The following is a 15,789-nucleotide window of genomic DNA, read 5'->3' as shown; positions in this document are numbered from 1 at the left end:
TATGAAAAACCTCTCTAGATTACTGTTGTTATTCTCTTTTTCTATCTTAATACTTTCCTGTGGAGGTATTGGCAAAAAGGAATTTGATGGTCAAGTTGTGATTTCAGGAAAATTGAGCAATATGCCCGAAGGAAAAATTGTCCTTTCTTCCATTAATGATGAGATGTCAGCAACAATTGCTGAAATCAGCCCTGCTGCCAATGGTAAGTTTGAATATAAATTAACATTGGAAGGCCCTGGTTTTTACATGATCAACCTAATGGATAAAAAAGAGGTTAGATTGGCCTTATATGCTGAAGATGTGGAATTAAACTATGACTTTTCCAATGAGAAAAGCCTGGAGCTTAAAGGTTCCCAGGATTCCCAGTACATGCAACAGATAGAAGCCATCATGAATGAGTACCAGGAAAACATCAATAACCTGAACAATGAGTATTTTGAGGCAATGAGTGCTAGGGATCAAGACAAGATCAGGGATATTCAGGTCAGGGCAATGGGATTGGAATCAGATTTGGGAGAAAAAGTAAAGGAACTTATCAGTAATATGGATGGAAGTTTTGCGGCTTTGGCAGCCCTTCCAATGATCAATCCGAAAAAGGATTTCCAGTTTATGGATGAACTTATTTCGAAGATGAACCAAAAATATCCTGGATTTAAAACCGTTCAGAATTTAATGGTCCAGCTTGATGAAATGAGGGCTTTGTCTGTGGGCCAAGTTGCTCCGGAAATTTCCCTTCCAGATCCATCAGGTAATGTGGTCAACCTTTCGGATTTGAGAGGTAAATATGTTTTGATTGATTTTTGGGCTGCTTGGTGCCGTCCATGCAGGGAGGAGAACCCAAACGTTGTACGCTTGTATAACCAATATAAAGACAAGGGTTTTGAAGTATTTGGAGTTTCATTGGATAGGACCCATGAAGCTTGGATCAAAGCCATAGAAGATGATAAGCTTACATGGACTCATGTTTCTGATCTTAAATATTTCAATTCCGAAGCAGCGGCTACTTATCAGATCAATGCGATTCCGGCCACATATATGCTAGATCCTGAAGGGAAAATAATAGCCAAAGACCTTAGAGGGCCATCCTTGGAGAGTAAATTAAGGGAACTGTTTGACTGATCAATATCCCGCTCAAACCAAAAGGCCTGATGTTAAAACAATCAGGCCTTTTTATTTGAAAAAATAAATTTTATTTTCCTGCAAAATACTTTGTACAAAGTGTAATTATTTTGCTATACATTTGCGCAAAATAATTCCGTCATTTGGTGCAGGAAGCTTTGGGTTTCTAAAAAAATCCTAAAAAAAACATGGAAAATACCTCTATGGAATGCTTTTTGTTCAATACGGACTTAGTCAGAGAAAAAACAAACAATTTATTAAACCAAAAATGAAAAGAAGAACAATTCAATCACCTGTAAGCACCCTGCTTACTTTGGCTCTTTTCGGTCTATTGGCCATGGGAGCTTGTAAAAGTAAAAAGAAAGTGGCACCTGCACCAGCGCCAGCTCCGGTAGAACAGCCTGCTCCGACACCTCCTCCAGCTGCACCACAGCCATCTGCTGAGGAAATTGCAGTAGGTAAATTGGAGAATTATTTCAACAGCATTGCGCAGTCTACCAATGTGGATGCTGCCAACAGAACCATCAATGAAGCATTGGGAATGTTCTCTAACTCTCAGACTCCTGTGTTGATTGTAATCCATCAGGAAAATGGTATCAAAGACTATGATGAGCCTACTACCATCGAGAAGTATCTTCACTACCTGAAGGACACTAAAAAGAATCTAAACTTTATCAGCGACATCAGGTTAGATGGAAATGGTAGAGTAACCGAATTGGAACTACGTCGTAAAAAATAATCTGCAGAAAACTTAATCATTATGAAAAAATATATCTCACTATTTCTGTTGCTGTTTTTGGCCACAGCAGCGGTATCTGTAGCCCAATCAGACAATATCAGCCCTGCCAGAAAGCAGGCTATTGATTCCCTCGCTTTGGAAAAAGTTAAGGACTTGAGTAAATATATCAGCATTATCGGCAGCAAAGAAACTCAGTTTTCTGAAGCTAACCGTGTAATGGACCGTGCTGAAGAGCTTTTCGCTCCAGGTGCTGAAATGGGTGTTTCTTCTTTGAACAGAAAAGAAATCGCTTATTATAAAGTAAGAAGATATTTCGAAAGATTGATGGCGCTTAACTATGATAGAGTAAACATCACTTGGTATGATATCCACTACATTTCTGACCTTGAAAGACAGCCTGATGGCCGATATGTGGGTGTGGTAACTGTTTACCAAAGATTTGAAGGAACTTCTCTTGAATCTGGCCTGAATTACAGAGATACAACCAAAAAAGATATTACCATTTACGTGGAGAAAAAACAAACTCAGATTGCAGGTAGAACCATTGAGTTCTGGGATGTAATGCTGGGTGATATCCGCGTGACTGAAACCTCCGCATGAGAAAATTAATATTATCAGTATTCTTATTGATCTTTACCTTAGAGATGGCACCGGGGCAAGGCTTGTACAGCCCCGGTTCTCCTAAGGACGATGGAAGATTTGCAGCTTCCACCAAACAGGTTAATCAATTTTTCAGAAGGTTTAATGCTGAAGAGAGTGTTGATGGAAGTCAGCGCTATTACAACGGAGATGCCCTATTCAGAGATAGGGAGCTCAGAGGTAAGTTTATCAGTATCCTTTTTGATAATGAAACATCAGGAATTTCCAATGAGCTGAAAAAGGAATTTATGACGGAGGTACTCTCTGAAGTAATGCCTCAATATATAAATTTCCATAGGGAGGGTTGGTTCGCAGAAGTACAATCCATATTTACTTACAGAGGCAAAAGGGAAAACGTTACCCTTTTCCTGAAAATCCAGCCGGAAGGTTTGGGCTATGAATGGGTAATTGATAAAGTTGTTTTCCAGCCATTCAAAGAAATTTTCAACAAACCTCAAGGAGAAAGTAAAGGTTTTCTCCATCCTTTAAGCCACGAATTGGGATTTATGAACCTTAGGAAAGCTTTCCAGGATTCAGATACCCCCGAAGCATTTACCCCAAAAGAATACCAACCAGATTATCTTACGCTTTTTTTATATGAAATGAAGCGTGGTAATATAAAATTTGAAACGATAATGGATGTGAAATTCCATTTCTTCCAAATCAATAATTGGTACTTTGAACTCAATCAATTTAACCGTCCAGGTTTTAATACCGGATGGTTGATTAGCAATTTGGTAAAACTCAAACCAGGAGATAAGGAAACCTTATTGAGATACATCTATGACCAGAAATAAACCTTTCTTCTTATTCCTGTTCGCTATTTTTCTTGGCTTGCCAAAATATGGCCTTTCCCAAGATGTTGCCGGATATTCCAAACAGGAACTCAAGGACCTCTCCTCAAAGGTGGAGGACCAGATCAGGTTTTTAGAGTATTTTTTAAATACCCTTGGCAGCCAGGATACTCCTGCCAGGGACAAGGATGTTATAATCAGGGAATCCTATAAGAAGATCTTCCGTGATGAGAAGGTCCAGGTGGAAGATGACTTGCTTTTAGATAGAAAAGTCATCACCAATAAAGATATTACGGCATACATGAAGGACATAGAGTTTTTCTTTAAAGATGCCAACTTTAAATTCAAGGTCAGGGAAATTAAACCCTTTGCCAGGGACAATGGTGAACTTTCATTCTTGGTTTCCATGGACAGAACCTTGACAGCCCTTGGTCTCAATAAGGAGAAAATCAGTAATACCAAACCGAGGTTTGTTGAAGTCAATGTGGACAAAAGATCCAATGAACTGAAAATTGCCAGTATCTATACCACCAAATTGAGCAGGGACAAGGAACTGCTGGAGTGGTGGAAAAATCTATCCTATACCTGGGAAAGTTATTTCAGAAAAAAAATAGGCTTGAGTGAATCAGATTCTGTGAGCTTGGATGATTTGTATAAAATCAGTTCAATTGATAGTATCAATCTTTCCGGAAATTCCTTTGTAAAAGATCTTGAAGCAATTGATGCTTTGAGGGAACTTAAATACATTGATATATCCAATACCAATATTCAGGAACTTAACCCAATAAGTAATGTAACCTTCCTGACCTATTTGAACATTGCCAATACCCCAACACAGGATATTCAATTTATCAAATATTCAGACAGGCTTTCGCATTTGAATATTTCCGGTACACAGATTAGAGACATCAGTGAATTAGGCAATCTAAAGCAGCTGCAGATATTGGAAGTTGCTGGTACTCCCGTTGCCAGTTTTGGTGTCCTTAATTCATTTGAGTCCCTTAGAAACCTTAATCTGAGCAAGAGTGGTTTCAATAATGTTGAAAATATTGTTGAACTGGAAAATCTTACTCATCTCGATATCAGCGGCAATTACCTGATCAACCTTGAAATGCTGTCTGAGTTGAAAAACTTGGAGCACCTCAATCTGCAGGAAACCAATATGGTTGATCTTAGTCCTTTATCAGGACTTGCCCAATTGAAAATGGTCAATATCAATCAGACGGAAATTGCTGATCTAAGCCCTTTGAATGATAAATTCACGCTTCAAAGGGTCTATGCTGACCGAACAAGAATTTCTGAATCCAATGCAGATGAATTTACCAGAAGGAACAGAAGAGTCTTATTGATCCATAATGTTGAGAACCTTCAAACTTGGTGGAATGGTCTTTCTGAAGGTTGGAAAGAAACTTTGATCTCTATCAATCCTTCCCTAGCCAAAGCAATTCCTACAGTGGAAGACCTTTCCACTACGGTGGCCTTGGATTCACTTAACTTATCTGGAAGCAGGATAACTAATTTGGGACCGGTTCTTAAGTTTAGAAAGATCAGTTACCTTAATTTCGATAATACCGAGATTCAGGATCTTTCTCCACTTTCAGATATGAAGACTTTGATCTCCATTTCAGGAAAAAACAGTCAGGTAAAGAACCTTTCTCCACTATCCAATTTGTCAGGATTGACGCATCTGGATTTTGAAAATGCTCCTGTGGAGAATTTCCTCCCGCTCAAAGAGTTACCGGAGTTGGTATATTTGAACATTGACAGATCCAAAATTGACCAGGAAGAAACACCAGAGTTTCTATTGGCCAACCCAAATATCAATATCATTTACAGAAGCGATGCACTGTCCATGTGGTGGGAGCTTTTAACAGATTCTTGGAGGACATTGATCATTGATCAATTTGAAAGAGGGAATTCCCAACCGGGCAGTGAGGCACTTCATCGATGGACCGCGAGTCCGGAGCTGAAAATTGGAAGATCTTCAATTTCAAATTTGCAGCCAATCCTAATTTTCAATAACCTTCGCAGATTAGAAGTCCATGATGTCCCCTTGATGGATATTCAAGTACTGGGAGGCATGGAACTTCTTGAAGAGTTGAAAATTTCCAATGCTCCTGTAAGTGAAATAAGTGCTTTATCCTTCTTAAGAAATCTAAGGATTTTGGATCTTTCCAACACTGGTATTGAGGATTTGAGACCGCTGTCTTCTTTGCGTGAACTGAGAGAATTGAATGTCTCTGGAACAAATATTAAAGTATTGAGGGGCTTAGAGTCCTTATCTAATCTCCAGGAATTGGATATAGCCAATACGAATGTACGGTCACTACGTCCTGTTCAAGGACTCATATCAATAGAAAAATTGATTTGTTTCAATACCAAACTGAACAAACGTGCGGTGGATACATACCGTAAGCTCAATCCCAATGCGGATGTTAGGTTCTATTGATGGGCTTAGTCAGAGATCTGTATAAATCAGGGCTGTTTTTGAATAGTTGAGATAAAAAAAAATAGAATTAATGAAAGGTTTAAGGCCCAGGCTTTAAACCTTTTTCTTTTCAGTTGCTGGGTTGTGGCTATTTTTTGAGCACTTGCTCCAGACTCTTCCTCAATAATTGCCCCATATTTTCACATGCCAAAAAATCCTTATTTTTATAGTGCTTGGCGAGTTCGGACTTCAATAAATCAATATTTTCTTTTGGAGCAATGATGTCTTTTTCCATGCTGATCAATAAATCCTCGATTTCTTTTGGAGAACTCTTCAACCTGTGGGCAATAAGAGCCCTTTCCTCTTTCTGATATTGCTGCATAGATTCAGGCGTGATGTGTTTGATCCCCAACTGAATTAAGGCATTGTTCTGTTTAAAATATTGGGGGAGGTAAATGGATTTTTTTCCTTCATAAGACTGTTGATCAAAATCTATAGCCCTGATCCGGTAATGGATTTCTTCAAAATCAGGAGTTATATCAACAACGAAATTCGAAGAATGCATATCTCCCAATAACCTTACGAAGCAGCGCTCATTGAATTTGACAAATTCTTTTGCCAATCGGATGGGGTTGGCAATATTTTCATTGACATATTGCCTCATAAATTGCTCGCCGGGTATTCCAGCAATATGTTCCTCAATGAGGGTATTCTGGTGGACCAAATAATTGATCCTGTTTGGGGACAGTAAATGTTCCAGTTCCAGCCCATAGACCCTGGAGGCATCAGCCATTTTTACATAAAAATAATCAAAGTTGTCATTGATGCGGTTGACAATCCGGACCCGAAAAGGCTGTGTATTTCCATACACACAAAGGTCTATCCTGTCCACGTAAAGGTGCTGCATAACAGACATATCCCCTTCAGCTTTGAGAAGGGAATAGATTTTTTTTACGTTGAAATGAATTTCTTCCCTGTCAGATTCAGAAAAAAGTACTGTTTCCCAAAGGGTGTCGTTTCCTTTGTAATCATAAAGGGGGATAGAAGAACTGTAGCGCAGCAGGTCTGAATAATGGATTGGAAAATCTACTACTCTTCCGTATTTGACGAGATATGCCCTAAGTGTATCACTAATGGGGTAGATCTTTTTTTTCTTACTGATCAGCGCCATAGTATCTTGATCTTGTTATGAAGCCCTCATCTTTCTTTCTTCTTTGCTGAGGTATCGGTCAAAAACAAATGGTCCAAAGGGAAGTACAGAGGCCACTAACGCAAATAAAGTTTTACTGAAATCCCAAGAACATTTCCTGGCTGTAGGAAAAACCACATAAATATAGATGACAAATAGAATACCATGTGCCCAGCCTACATAAGTTACTGCCAATGGCATATCCATGACATATTTCAAAGGCATGGCCACAAAAAGCAGGAGAAGAAACGAAAGCCCTTCAATGATACTGATCCACTTGAATCGTTTAAGCCATTTGGCCTTTGTGCTTGTAGGATTGCTCATTTTATTTTTTAGAAATATTGAATAGGGTCTGTAATTGGGTCCAAAGTGAGATTTTTAGGTTTTTATTTTCATTGATGGCATCCAGGTCATCTGCAAAAAGGTACTCTACACCTTCCAACATCTGGATTTCATAATTTTTTCTCTTGTAACCCATGAGTTCATGCTTTAGGTTTCCAAATACAATGACCTTTTCAGGCCCCAAGGATTGTATAACTTCCAAACCAGTAGACCCAAGTTGGTCATTGCTCAATAGGGCAATATCCTTCAAAGAACAGCCCACAGCATTCAGGATTTTAAAAAGCAGGTCACTGAGTTCTTGGGAAAGTGTTTGACCTTCATATACAATCAACACCCCTTTTTCAAATCCCCCCTCAAACTCCAAAGGAATACTTTCTTCAATTTCTTCCCTTTCCTGAAATTCATTCAAATTTTCAGTTTTATTGTCTAAGGAATATTCCTGCATCCCATTATTTTGGAACATCAGTTTTCTTTCTTCCGGCAAAAGAAATAATTCCAAATCCAGGAAAAGGCCCATATCATGAATGCTGTGGTTTTCCATGTTTTATGGTTTACATTTTTTGTGCTTCTTTTAGGTTTTCCTGTGCCAGTTCAAAGTTTGGTGCTGATTCGATTGCTTGTCGGAATGCTTCCACCGCCTCAGCTTTGTTTTTTTGACCCATATAAATCATTCCTTTAAGATTGAGTGCAGCTGCCTTCATATTTACTTCTTGTGTTTCATTATTGGAGGTAGGGAAGCCCACAAGGTCTTCAGTGGATTTCCTGTCTTTAATAAGCATATTCACTGAATTCAGTGCTTCTTCTTCTCTGTTGAGGGAGTATTGCAGGAAAGCTGATTTGTAAAGGGAGAAAAGCGTTCCTGTCAACAAATAATGCCTTTCAAAATTCGGGAGTGCCCTATCCAAAGCACCCAATTGTTCCAAAGAATAAGCCGCGATTTCCAGCCCGGTAATACTTTGGTCATTCCTTTCGAGTAAGTCCAAAGAAGCGACTGCTGCTGAGGCGTACTGTCCCGCCTCGAAGTATAGCGTGGCAAGAAGTTCTGGATACCTGTTATTGGTTGGGTTCCGTTCGATCAATTCCATAAGTTTAATCCTAGCCACAGGGAGGTCATTGTACCTCATAGCCAGCTGATAAACTCTTTGGTCAGACTCGTTCCTCCTTCTCAGGCTTTCGGGATCCTGTGTAGCGGTGTTGTCCTGTTGGGCAAATGTAAAAGTGCCAAAGCTTAGGCACAAGGCAAGTAAGAGTATGGTTTTATTCATATGGGTAATTAGTGTTGCTTTTTTAATCCTTTTTGATTGGCTAATTTATACAATAGTTCCAAAGCTTCAGCTTTATTGTTCTGAATTTGTCCTTCCAAGATGGCTTCTTTGATTTCTTCTTTCAAATCACCGACAATTCTTGAAGGTTTTAAATCAAAAATTTCCATGATTTCTTCTCCTGAAACTGGAGGTTGAAAATTCCTAACTTGGTCTTTTTCTTCGACTTCGACCAATTTTTTTTCCACTTTATCGAAATTGGCCAAAAAGCGTTGCACTTTATTGTTGTTTTTTGAAGTGATATCCGCTCTGCAAAGTGTCATCAGGTCATTGACATCATCTCCAGCATCAAAAAGCAATCTTCTGATTGCCGAATCCGTTACTTTGTCTGAGACCAATGCGATAGGCCTTAAATGAAGTCGGACCAATTTCTGTACATATTTCATCCGTTCATCCATGGGCAGTTTCATTCTTCTGAAAATTCCAGGAACCATTCGGGCCCCTTTGTCTTCATGTCCATGAAAAGTCCAACCTACCTTTTGGTTAAATCTCTTAGTGGCTGGTTTGGCGATATCATGCATGATGGCCGCCCACCTCAGCCAGAGATTGTCCGTCATGGCAGAAATATTGTCCAATACCTGAAGCGTATGGTAGAAATTATCCTTATGGGATTTGTCTCCTACTGAATCCACTCCCTGTAATTCTACGAGTTCTGGGAAAAATTGCTGCAGCAATTTGCTGACGAACAATAGTTTGAAACCATATGAAGGCTTCGCTGTCATGATGATTTTGTTCAACTCATCCATGATCCTTTCTGCTGAAACAATCTGAAGCCTATGGGCATCATGTACAATCGCCAGAAAAGTATCCGGTTCAATATCAAAATGAAGTTGTGCCGCAAACCTGATCGCACGCATCATCCGCAATGGATCATCCGAGAAAGTAAGGATAGGGTCCGTAGGAGTTTTGATGGTTTTCCGCTTAATATCCCCCAATCCATCAAAGGGATCAATCAACTCTCCGAAGTTATGCGCATTGACAGATATGGCCATTGCATTGATGGTGAAATCCCTTCTTTCCTGATCTTCCTGAAGTGTTCCATCTTCTACAATGGGTTTTCTGGAATCATGTCGGTAAGATTCTCTCCTTGCTCCAACGAATTCCACCTCCCAATCATTGAGACGGATATTGGCAGTACCAAAATTTTTGAAAACAGAAAGTGGTACATGCTCTTCAAAGCTGTCAGCTACTTTCTGTGCCAAAGCTATTCCTGAACCAACACAAACAAAATCAATGTCTTTACAGGGGCGTTTTAGAATCAGGTCTCTGACATACCCGCCGACGACATAGGTTTCCATTCCCATTTCATCAGCAATTTTTCCAACCCTTCTAAATATGTCTAAGCTTTCTAGGTGTTCTTTGAAATTCATGATCTGTGGATTTTGACATCCCCTTCGGGACTCAAAAACATTTCTTTAGTCCCTGCACTTAGCAATGGAAAATATTCTTCGGTCTGGAAGTCGAATTCTTGAATCTTGGAATATTGCACTATAATCGGTTGAGCATAGGCAAATAAGAGTTTATTCCAAAATTCCTTTCTCAATACTGAAAACCTTATATTTCCATGCTCGATCGGTCCATTATGCAGGGTGTTGTTGACCGGAGTATGATAGATGGTAGGCTTGGTGGCAAACTCTACAATATCAAGTGAAACATCAGAAAATGGCCTGGCCACTGTGCGGATCTGAAAAAGATCAAAAAAGAGAAAAATACCTTCGTAATCATCTGTTTCAGGGTTCCAATGATCCAAACCGATCAGTTCAAGAATGGAACCATTACCTTCTTTGATTTTAACTCTTCCGTTTTCCTTGATTTTGTTTACAACTTCCCTTATTTCCACCGTTGATTTTTTTCTCAAAAATAACCCAGAAAATTGACAAATTAAGGGTTTATTTCCGGGAATTGTCTTTCACTGGTCTAGCGTTACCAAAAAATCATTCCCTTTACTGATTTTCATCATATTTTTATTCGGGCCTATCTTATACCTTCACTTTTGACCTTTCGGAGCAATTACAATGAGCAAATTTGTTATTTTCTTTGATCAGATAAAAAGTAAAGATATTGCCAAAGTTGGTGGAAAAAATGCATCATTGGGTGAAATGATTGCCGAATTGACTCCTTTAGGAATCAAAATTCCCGATGGATTTGCCACCACTGCAGAAGCATTCAGGATTTTTTTGCATGAAAACAAACTTGAAAAAGAGCTCGAATCATCCTTATCCAAGCTCAATACACATGACCTTGGAAATTTATCAGAAATTGGGAAGAAATGCAGGTCATTGATTTCGGGAGGAAAATTCAACGAGGAAGCCAAAAGGGATTTTCTGAAGGCATATGCAATCTTAGGAGCAGGTAAACCTATTTCAGTTGCGGTAAGGAGCTCAGCCACAGCCGAAGATTTACCGACTGCCAGCTTTGCAGGTCAGCATGATAGTTTTTTGAATATAGAAGGAGAGGAGCAATTGCTGGAAGCCATACATAAGTGCTACATATCACTATTCAATGACCGGGCTATCAAATATCGTGTGGATAATGGATTTGACCATATGCATGTGGCCTTATCGGTGGGGGTTCAAAAAATGGTCCGGTCCGATTTGGGAAGTGCCGGGGTTGCGTTTACAATTGATCCAGAATCTGGTTTTCCCAATGTAATCTATATTACAAGTGCTTGGGGTTTGGGAGAAAACGTAGTACAGGGAGCTGTTAATCCTGATGAGTTTTATGTTTTTAAACCATCAATAGAGAAGGAAAGCCAAAGTGTAATTTATAAAAAGCTAGGCGCTAAAGAAAATAAGATGGTCTATGCACATGGTATGGAAAGGCCTGTGATGAACATAAAGACCAGTGCATTGGAAAGAGACAATTTTTCATTGGAACCTTATGATGTAGCCTTATTGGCAGAATGGTGCCTAACGATTGAAAAGCATTATGGCATGCCAATGGATATTGAATGGGCAAAGGATGGGCAAAGTGGAGAAATTTTTATAGTACAAGCAAGACCCGAAACCGTCCATGGTGCAAAAGATGGAATCAAAATCAAGGAATATAAAATCACAGGCAAAAAATCTGCTCCAATTGTAAAAGGTAAAGCTGTAGGAAATGCCATTGCATCAGGAAGGGTATGTATAGTCAAGTCAATTGCTGATGCTGCAAAAGTCAGGCAAGGGGACATTATTGTAGCGGATATTACCAACCCTGATTGGAATGCCATGCTAAGGAAAGCAGTAAGTATTGTTACAAACAAAGGTGGACGGACAAGTCATGCTTCTATTGTTGCAAGAGAGTTGGGGATAAATGCCCTGGTTGGGACTGGTGATGCCACTTCTAAATTGAGGGATGGTCAAGAGATTACAGTTTCCTGCTTAGATGGGGATGAAGGTTCTGTTTACGATGGTAAACTGGAATGGACGGTCAAGGAAATTGATTTAGGTGAAATACCCATAACCCATACCAAGTCCATGTTTATTCTGGCAGATCCATTTAATGCATTTAGGCTTTCATTATACCCCAATCAAGGTGTTGGACTTCTGCGGATGGAGTTTATCATTAGCAATAGCATCAGGATTCATCCTATGGCTTTGGTGAATTTTGAAGAACTTCCCGAATCAAATGACAAAAAAGCGATTGAGGCCATCACACATCATTATGCAGATAAGAAGAAGTACTTTGTTGAGAAACTTTCAGAGAATATTGCCATAGTGGCGGCAGCATTTTATCCAAAGGAGGTGATTGTCCGACTCAGTGACTTTAAAACCAATGAATATGCCCAGTTGCTGGGAGGAATAGGATTTGAACCCAGTGAGGAGAACCCTATGCTCGGTTTTAGAGGAGCCTCAAGATACTATCATCCACTTTACATGGAAGGCTTCGGATTGGAATGTGAAGCAATGAGAGTAGTGAGGGATGAGATGGGACTCACCAATGTCAAGTTGATGATTCCTTTCTGTAGGACAGTTGAAGAAGGCAAAAAAGTCTTGGATGTCATGAAATCCTATGGTTTGGAACGTGGGAAAAATGGACTGGAGGTTTATGTGATGGCGGAAATTCCCAGCAATGTGATCCTGGCGGAAGATTTTGCCCAAATTTTTGATGGCTTCTCAATAGGATCCAATGACCTGACCCAATTGACTTTGGGAATTGATAGGGATTCGGCCATCATTTCAGATCTATTTGACGAAAATAATAAAGCGGTGAAGGCCATGCTTTCTTCTGTAATCCAAACGGCAAAAAAAGCTGGTAGGAAAATCGGTCTTTGTGGCCAGGCACCCAGTGATTACCCTGCATTTGCAAAGTTTTTGGTGGATGAGGGAATAGACAGTATTTCTTTCAATCCGGATGCTTTATTGAAAGGGATAGAAAACATCATTGAAGCAGAGTCAAAGAGGAATTAAAAAAGAAGCCAAAAAGAAAACATTGAGTTTATTGCTTTCCCTGATCAATAAACAATAAATCAGATTGAAAAGCAATGAATCCATTCCCTTTAGTTTTCAGTGGGGGAATGGAATATTACTTCATTTGATACGTTAAATTTAAACATGGTTTCCGGTGGAATATTATTGAAAAACTGCTAACTTGAAGTAACTGTATTCCTATTTAGAAAAAAGAATCAAACATTTAAATCATAAAAAATCCCTAATATCATGGACAGAAATTCATTTAAACAGGTTGGTGTTTGGATAGATCATTCCAAAGCCCATTTGATTGGTTATACGAATGGAAATGCAGTATTAATAGAAACAGTAGATTCTCCTTATGAATCTATGAAAAGGTACGATGGGGAAACAGATGACAAAACGAGGTTTACTTCAAACCCTGAACATGCCTCTAACAATGAGTATAAGAAAAACAATATTACCCAAAATGAACTCAATGAGTACTTCAAAATGATGGAGGGTAAATTACACCCCTACGACGATATTCTGCTTTTTGGCCCAGGTACTGTCAAAGACCAAATGAGGAACCGGTTAAGAGAGAACAAAGCATTTAGTGGCAAGTGGCTCTCTGTAGAAAGTTCAGATAAACTGACGGAAAACCAATTGTTGGCTTATGTCAGGGATTTTTACAAAAATGCCCTGCCTTAATCAAAGTAATTTCTGAAAACCATCCTTGATTTTGGATACGGCATCAAAGGAGTTGTCAATATTGACGACTCCTTTCCCTAATTCATGCCAGTAGCCATCCCCACAGTCTATAAAAATTCCGTTATGGTTTGGTACCTGTTGCTTTGCCTTGGAGTAGTCATAATCAGGAAGAAATACATAGGATAGCAGGTCTTTGGTCTTGTCCCAAGCTCCCTCTGTGATCTTGCCATTTATTTTGATTTCCACTTTTCTGATCGAAAACTTCATGGTCAATTCAATCATTGTTTCCTCAGTTTTTGTTTTGATCAGATAGCGCAGGCTTAGCGGAAGTTCTTTTTTACTGGTTTCATAAATAGCCTGAATTAAATCTTGAGCCAATATTTGCCATTCCTGTTGATTTTGAGGAATAACAAGGCTGGATTTACCTTGGCGGTCTTTTAGGGACAAGTTGATACCACCTTCATCATCCAGGCTTTTGTTCGTCCATTTGGAGGCCGTATAGAGTTCTTTTAAAGGTTTTTCCCATATTTTGGAAATATCCCCATTAAAGTGAAAATCATCGTCCAAAGAAAATCCTTCATCGAAAATCTCCTCTTCGGTAAGTTCTTCCCGATCTGTGTAAATCAGGTCCAAGGAGGTTTCTAGTGCTTTTACACTGAAATTGATTTTTAATTTAAAAATATGACTGTATGGAGGGGGAACCACTCCGGAATCAAATTCAATTTCAATAGAGGATAAATCTTCAGTTCTAATATGCATTTTATGGATATTATTTTTTGTCCTTTGGTTCCTCGATATTGAATATGGATTTCAATTCCACCGCATCTTTAGGGTCCATCCTTTTAGCCAGGACCAGTCTAAGTTGCCTTCTTCTCAATGCTCCTTCATACAGTTCAATCTCATCCGGTGTTTCCGGCAATACTTCGGGCACTTCAATCGGACGTCCGTTTTGGTCAACTGCTACAAAGGTAAAAAAAGCACGATGGGTTTGAATCTTTTTATTGGCTGGTATATCTTCTGCCCATACTTCAATGAAAACCTCCATAGAAGAATTAAAAGCCCTTGTTACCTGAGCCTTTAGGGTAACCACATTACCCAGTGCAATTGGATGTTTAAAAGAAATGCTATCTGCTGATGCAGTGACCACAATACGGTTGGAATGTTTTTGGGCGGCAATTGCGGCCACAATATCCATCCAATGCATCAATTTTCCCCCCATTAAATTGTGCAGGGTGTTGGTGTCATTTGGAAGGACCATTTCGGTCATAACTACTTCAGATTGCTTGGCAGTTTTCTTTTTTGTCATAAAAACTAAATTTTATCCAAAAATACGAAATTTTAATCTATAAATAAAAAATTAACACATTCTTCCCGATAGAAAATTTTGTCATCTCCAGCCTTCCGCGCCTAAGAGCGGGACAAAAGCAAAATTTTCAAATTCTTCCTGTTCTATCTTGGTACTGGTTATTTTGGTCAGTCTAAGCATTTTTTGGGTATTCCTGTCTCCTACTGGAATTACCAGGATACCTCCGATTTTCAATTGTTTTAACAAAGATTTGGGAACGATAGGCGCACCGGCAGTGACGAGGATTTTATCAAATGGAGCTTTGTCTGGTATACCCTGTGAGCCATCGCCAAAATAAAAATGGAGATGGATACCCAGTTTTGTCATAAATTTTTTAGTGCGATCATAAAGTTTTTTTTGAAACTCTATGGTGTGGACTTCAGCGCCCAGAAGGTGAAGAATAGCACCCTGATAACCCGATCCTGTGCCGATTTCCAATACTTTGTCTCCGGGTTTGACCTGTAGCAGTTCTGTCTGAAAGGCCACCGTATAAGGTTGGGATATGGTCTGACCTTCCCCAATTGGGAATGCCTTGTCCTCATAGGCGTGTGAATCCAGTGCTGTATCAAAAAAAAAGTGTCTGGGAAGGGTGTTGATAGCTTCCAATACAGCTTCACTTTTGATGCCCTTCTTTCTCAATAATTTGACCAATTCTCTTCTTTGTCCTTTGTGACGGTAACTGTCCTCTAATCTCAACATGCCTATGGAGAAACTTTTAATAAAGATGCGAAGTTAAGGGATTAATTGGCTTAAATTTGAGCAAAATTTAAAGATAGACTTTTAATGTCTG

At 39.3% G+C, this 15,789-nt stretch carries 16 protein-coding genes; 7 read left to right on the top strand and 9 right to left on the bottom strand.

What is annotated here, in order from left to right; genetic code table 11:
* The first annotated feature begins 1 nt into the window (after window position 1).
* The 5 genes from CLV48_RS04780 (at window position 2) to CLV48_RS04760 (ending at window position 5,741) form a co-directional block, all read left to right on the top strand.
* On the top strand, window positions 2–1,120 hold the full coding sequence (locus CLV48_RS04780; RefSeq protein WP_106566041.1) for a TlpA disulfide reductase family protein: 1,119 nt from the start codon (window positions 2–4) through the stop codon (window positions 1,118–1,120).
* Between the two features lie 268 nt (window positions 1,121–1,388).
* The gene (locus tag CLV48_RS04775; RefSeq protein ID WP_106566040.1) at window positions 1,389–1,859 is read left to right on the top strand and encodes a nucleoid-structuring protein H-NS; all 471 of its coding nucleotides are present in this window, start codon (window positions 1,389–1,391) and stop codon (window positions 1,857–1,859) included.
* 21 nt (window positions 1,860–1,880) lie between these two features.
* A complete protein-coding gene (locus CLV48_RS04770) occupies window positions 1,881–2,459 on the top strand; it encodes a hypothetical protein (protein WP_106566039.1) in 579 nt (192 codons plus the stop codon).
* On the top strand, window positions 2,456–3,295 hold the full coding sequence (locus tag CLV48_RS04765; RefSeq protein ID WP_106566038.1) for a hypothetical protein: 840 nt from the start codon (window positions 2,456–2,458) through the stop codon (window positions 3,293–3,295). Before CLV48_RS04770 ends, CLV48_RS04765 begins: the two co-directional genes overlap by 4 nt.
* The gene (locus tag CLV48_RS04760; RefSeq protein ID WP_106566037.1) at window positions 3,282–5,741 is read left to right on the top strand and encodes a leucine-rich repeat domain-containing protein; all 2,460 of its coding nucleotides are present in this window, start codon (window positions 3,282–3,284) and stop codon (window positions 5,739–5,741) included. Before CLV48_RS04765 ends, CLV48_RS04760 begins: the two co-directional genes overlap by 14 nt.
* A gap of 127 nt (window positions 5,742–5,868) precedes the next feature.
* On the opposite strand, the gene CLV48_RS04755 is transcribed toward CLV48_RS04760, so the two are convergent.
* The 6 genes from CLV48_RS04755 to CLV48_RS04730 are packed head-to-tail and all read right to left on the bottom strand — an operon-like array spanning window position 5,869 to window position 10,431.
* Entirely contained in the window at window positions 5,869–6,891 is a 1,023-nt protein-coding gene (locus tag CLV48_RS04755) for a hypothetical protein (RefSeq protein WP_106566036.1), read from the bottom strand.
* Between the two features lie 15 nt (window positions 6,892–6,906).
* Window positions 6,907–7,233, bottom strand: a complete 327-nt coding sequence (locus tag CLV48_RS04750) for a DUF3817 domain-containing protein (RefSeq protein ID WP_106566035.1) — start codon at window positions 7,231–7,233, stop codon at window positions 6,907–6,909.
* Window position 7,234: 1 nt separating this feature from the next.
* Entirely contained in the window at window positions 7,235–7,792 is a 558-nt protein-coding gene (locus tag CLV48_RS04745; RefSeq protein WP_146140066.1) for a hypothetical protein, read from the bottom strand.
* A gap of 10 nt (window positions 7,793–7,802) precedes the next feature.
* Entirely contained in the window at window positions 7,803–8,516 is a 714-nt protein-coding gene (locus tag CLV48_RS04740) for a tetratricopeptide repeat protein (RefSeq protein WP_106566033.1), read from the bottom strand.
* An 8-nt stretch (window positions 8,517–8,524) separates the two neighbouring features.
* Entirely contained in the window at window positions 8,525–9,943 is a 1,419-nt protein-coding gene (locus CLV48_RS04735) for a CCA tRNA nucleotidyltransferase (RefSeq protein ID WP_106566032.1), read from the bottom strand.
* Window positions 9,940–10,431 (bottom strand): hypothetical protein, encoded by a 492-nt coding sequence (locus CLV48_RS04730; RefSeq protein ID WP_245889484.1) that lies wholly within the window; start codon window positions 10,429–10,431, stop codon window positions 9,940–9,942. Before CLV48_RS04730 ends, CLV48_RS04735 begins: the two co-directional genes overlap by 4 nt.
* 157 nt (window positions 10,432–10,588) lie before the next feature.
* Between CLV48_RS04730 and ppsA the strand changes: the two genes are divergently transcribed.
* Window positions 10,589–12,964, top strand: coding sequence for a phosphoenolpyruvate synthase (gene ppsA / locus CLV48_RS04725; RefSeq protein ID WP_106566031.1), 2,376 nt, complete (start codon window positions 10,589–10,591; stop codon window positions 12,962–12,964).
* 249 nt (window positions 12,965–13,213) lie between these two features.
* Window positions 13,214–13,654, top strand: coding sequence for a hypothetical protein (locus CLV48_RS04720; protein ID WP_106566030.1), 441 nt, complete (start codon window positions 13,214–13,216; stop codon window positions 13,652–13,654).
* Here CLV48_RS04720 and CLV48_RS04715 read toward each other — a convergent pair whose 3' ends face one another.
* From CLV48_RS04715 to CLV48_RS04705, 3 genes are all read right to left on the bottom strand, one after another.
* A complete protein-coding gene (locus CLV48_RS04715; RefSeq protein WP_106566029.1) occupies window positions 13,655–14,413 on the bottom strand; it encodes a hypothetical protein in 759 nt (252 codons plus the stop codon).
* Between the two features lie 10 nt (window positions 14,414–14,423).
* Window positions 14,424–14,960 (bottom strand): acyl-CoA thioesterase, encoded by a 537-nt coding sequence (locus CLV48_RS04710; protein ID WP_106566028.1) that lies wholly within the window; start codon window positions 14,958–14,960, stop codon window positions 14,424–14,426.
* Between the two features lie 81 nt (window positions 14,961–15,041).
* Window positions 15,042–15,698, bottom strand: a complete 657-nt coding sequence (locus CLV48_RS04705) for a protein-L-isoaspartate(D-aspartate) O-methyltransferase (RefSeq protein WP_106566027.1) — start codon at window positions 15,696–15,698, stop codon at window positions 15,042–15,044.
* Window positions 15,699–15,789: the final 91 nt, after the last annotated feature.

The organism is Cecembia rubra (genome assembly GCF_003014575.1).
In the GTDB taxonomy this organism is placed as follows: Bacteria; Bacteroidota; Bacteroidia; order Cytophagales; family Cyclobacteriaceae; genus Cecembia_A; species Cecembia_A rubra.
Note: the sequence above shows the minus strand (reverse complement) of the source record. Positions and strands in the feature narration are given on the sequence as shown.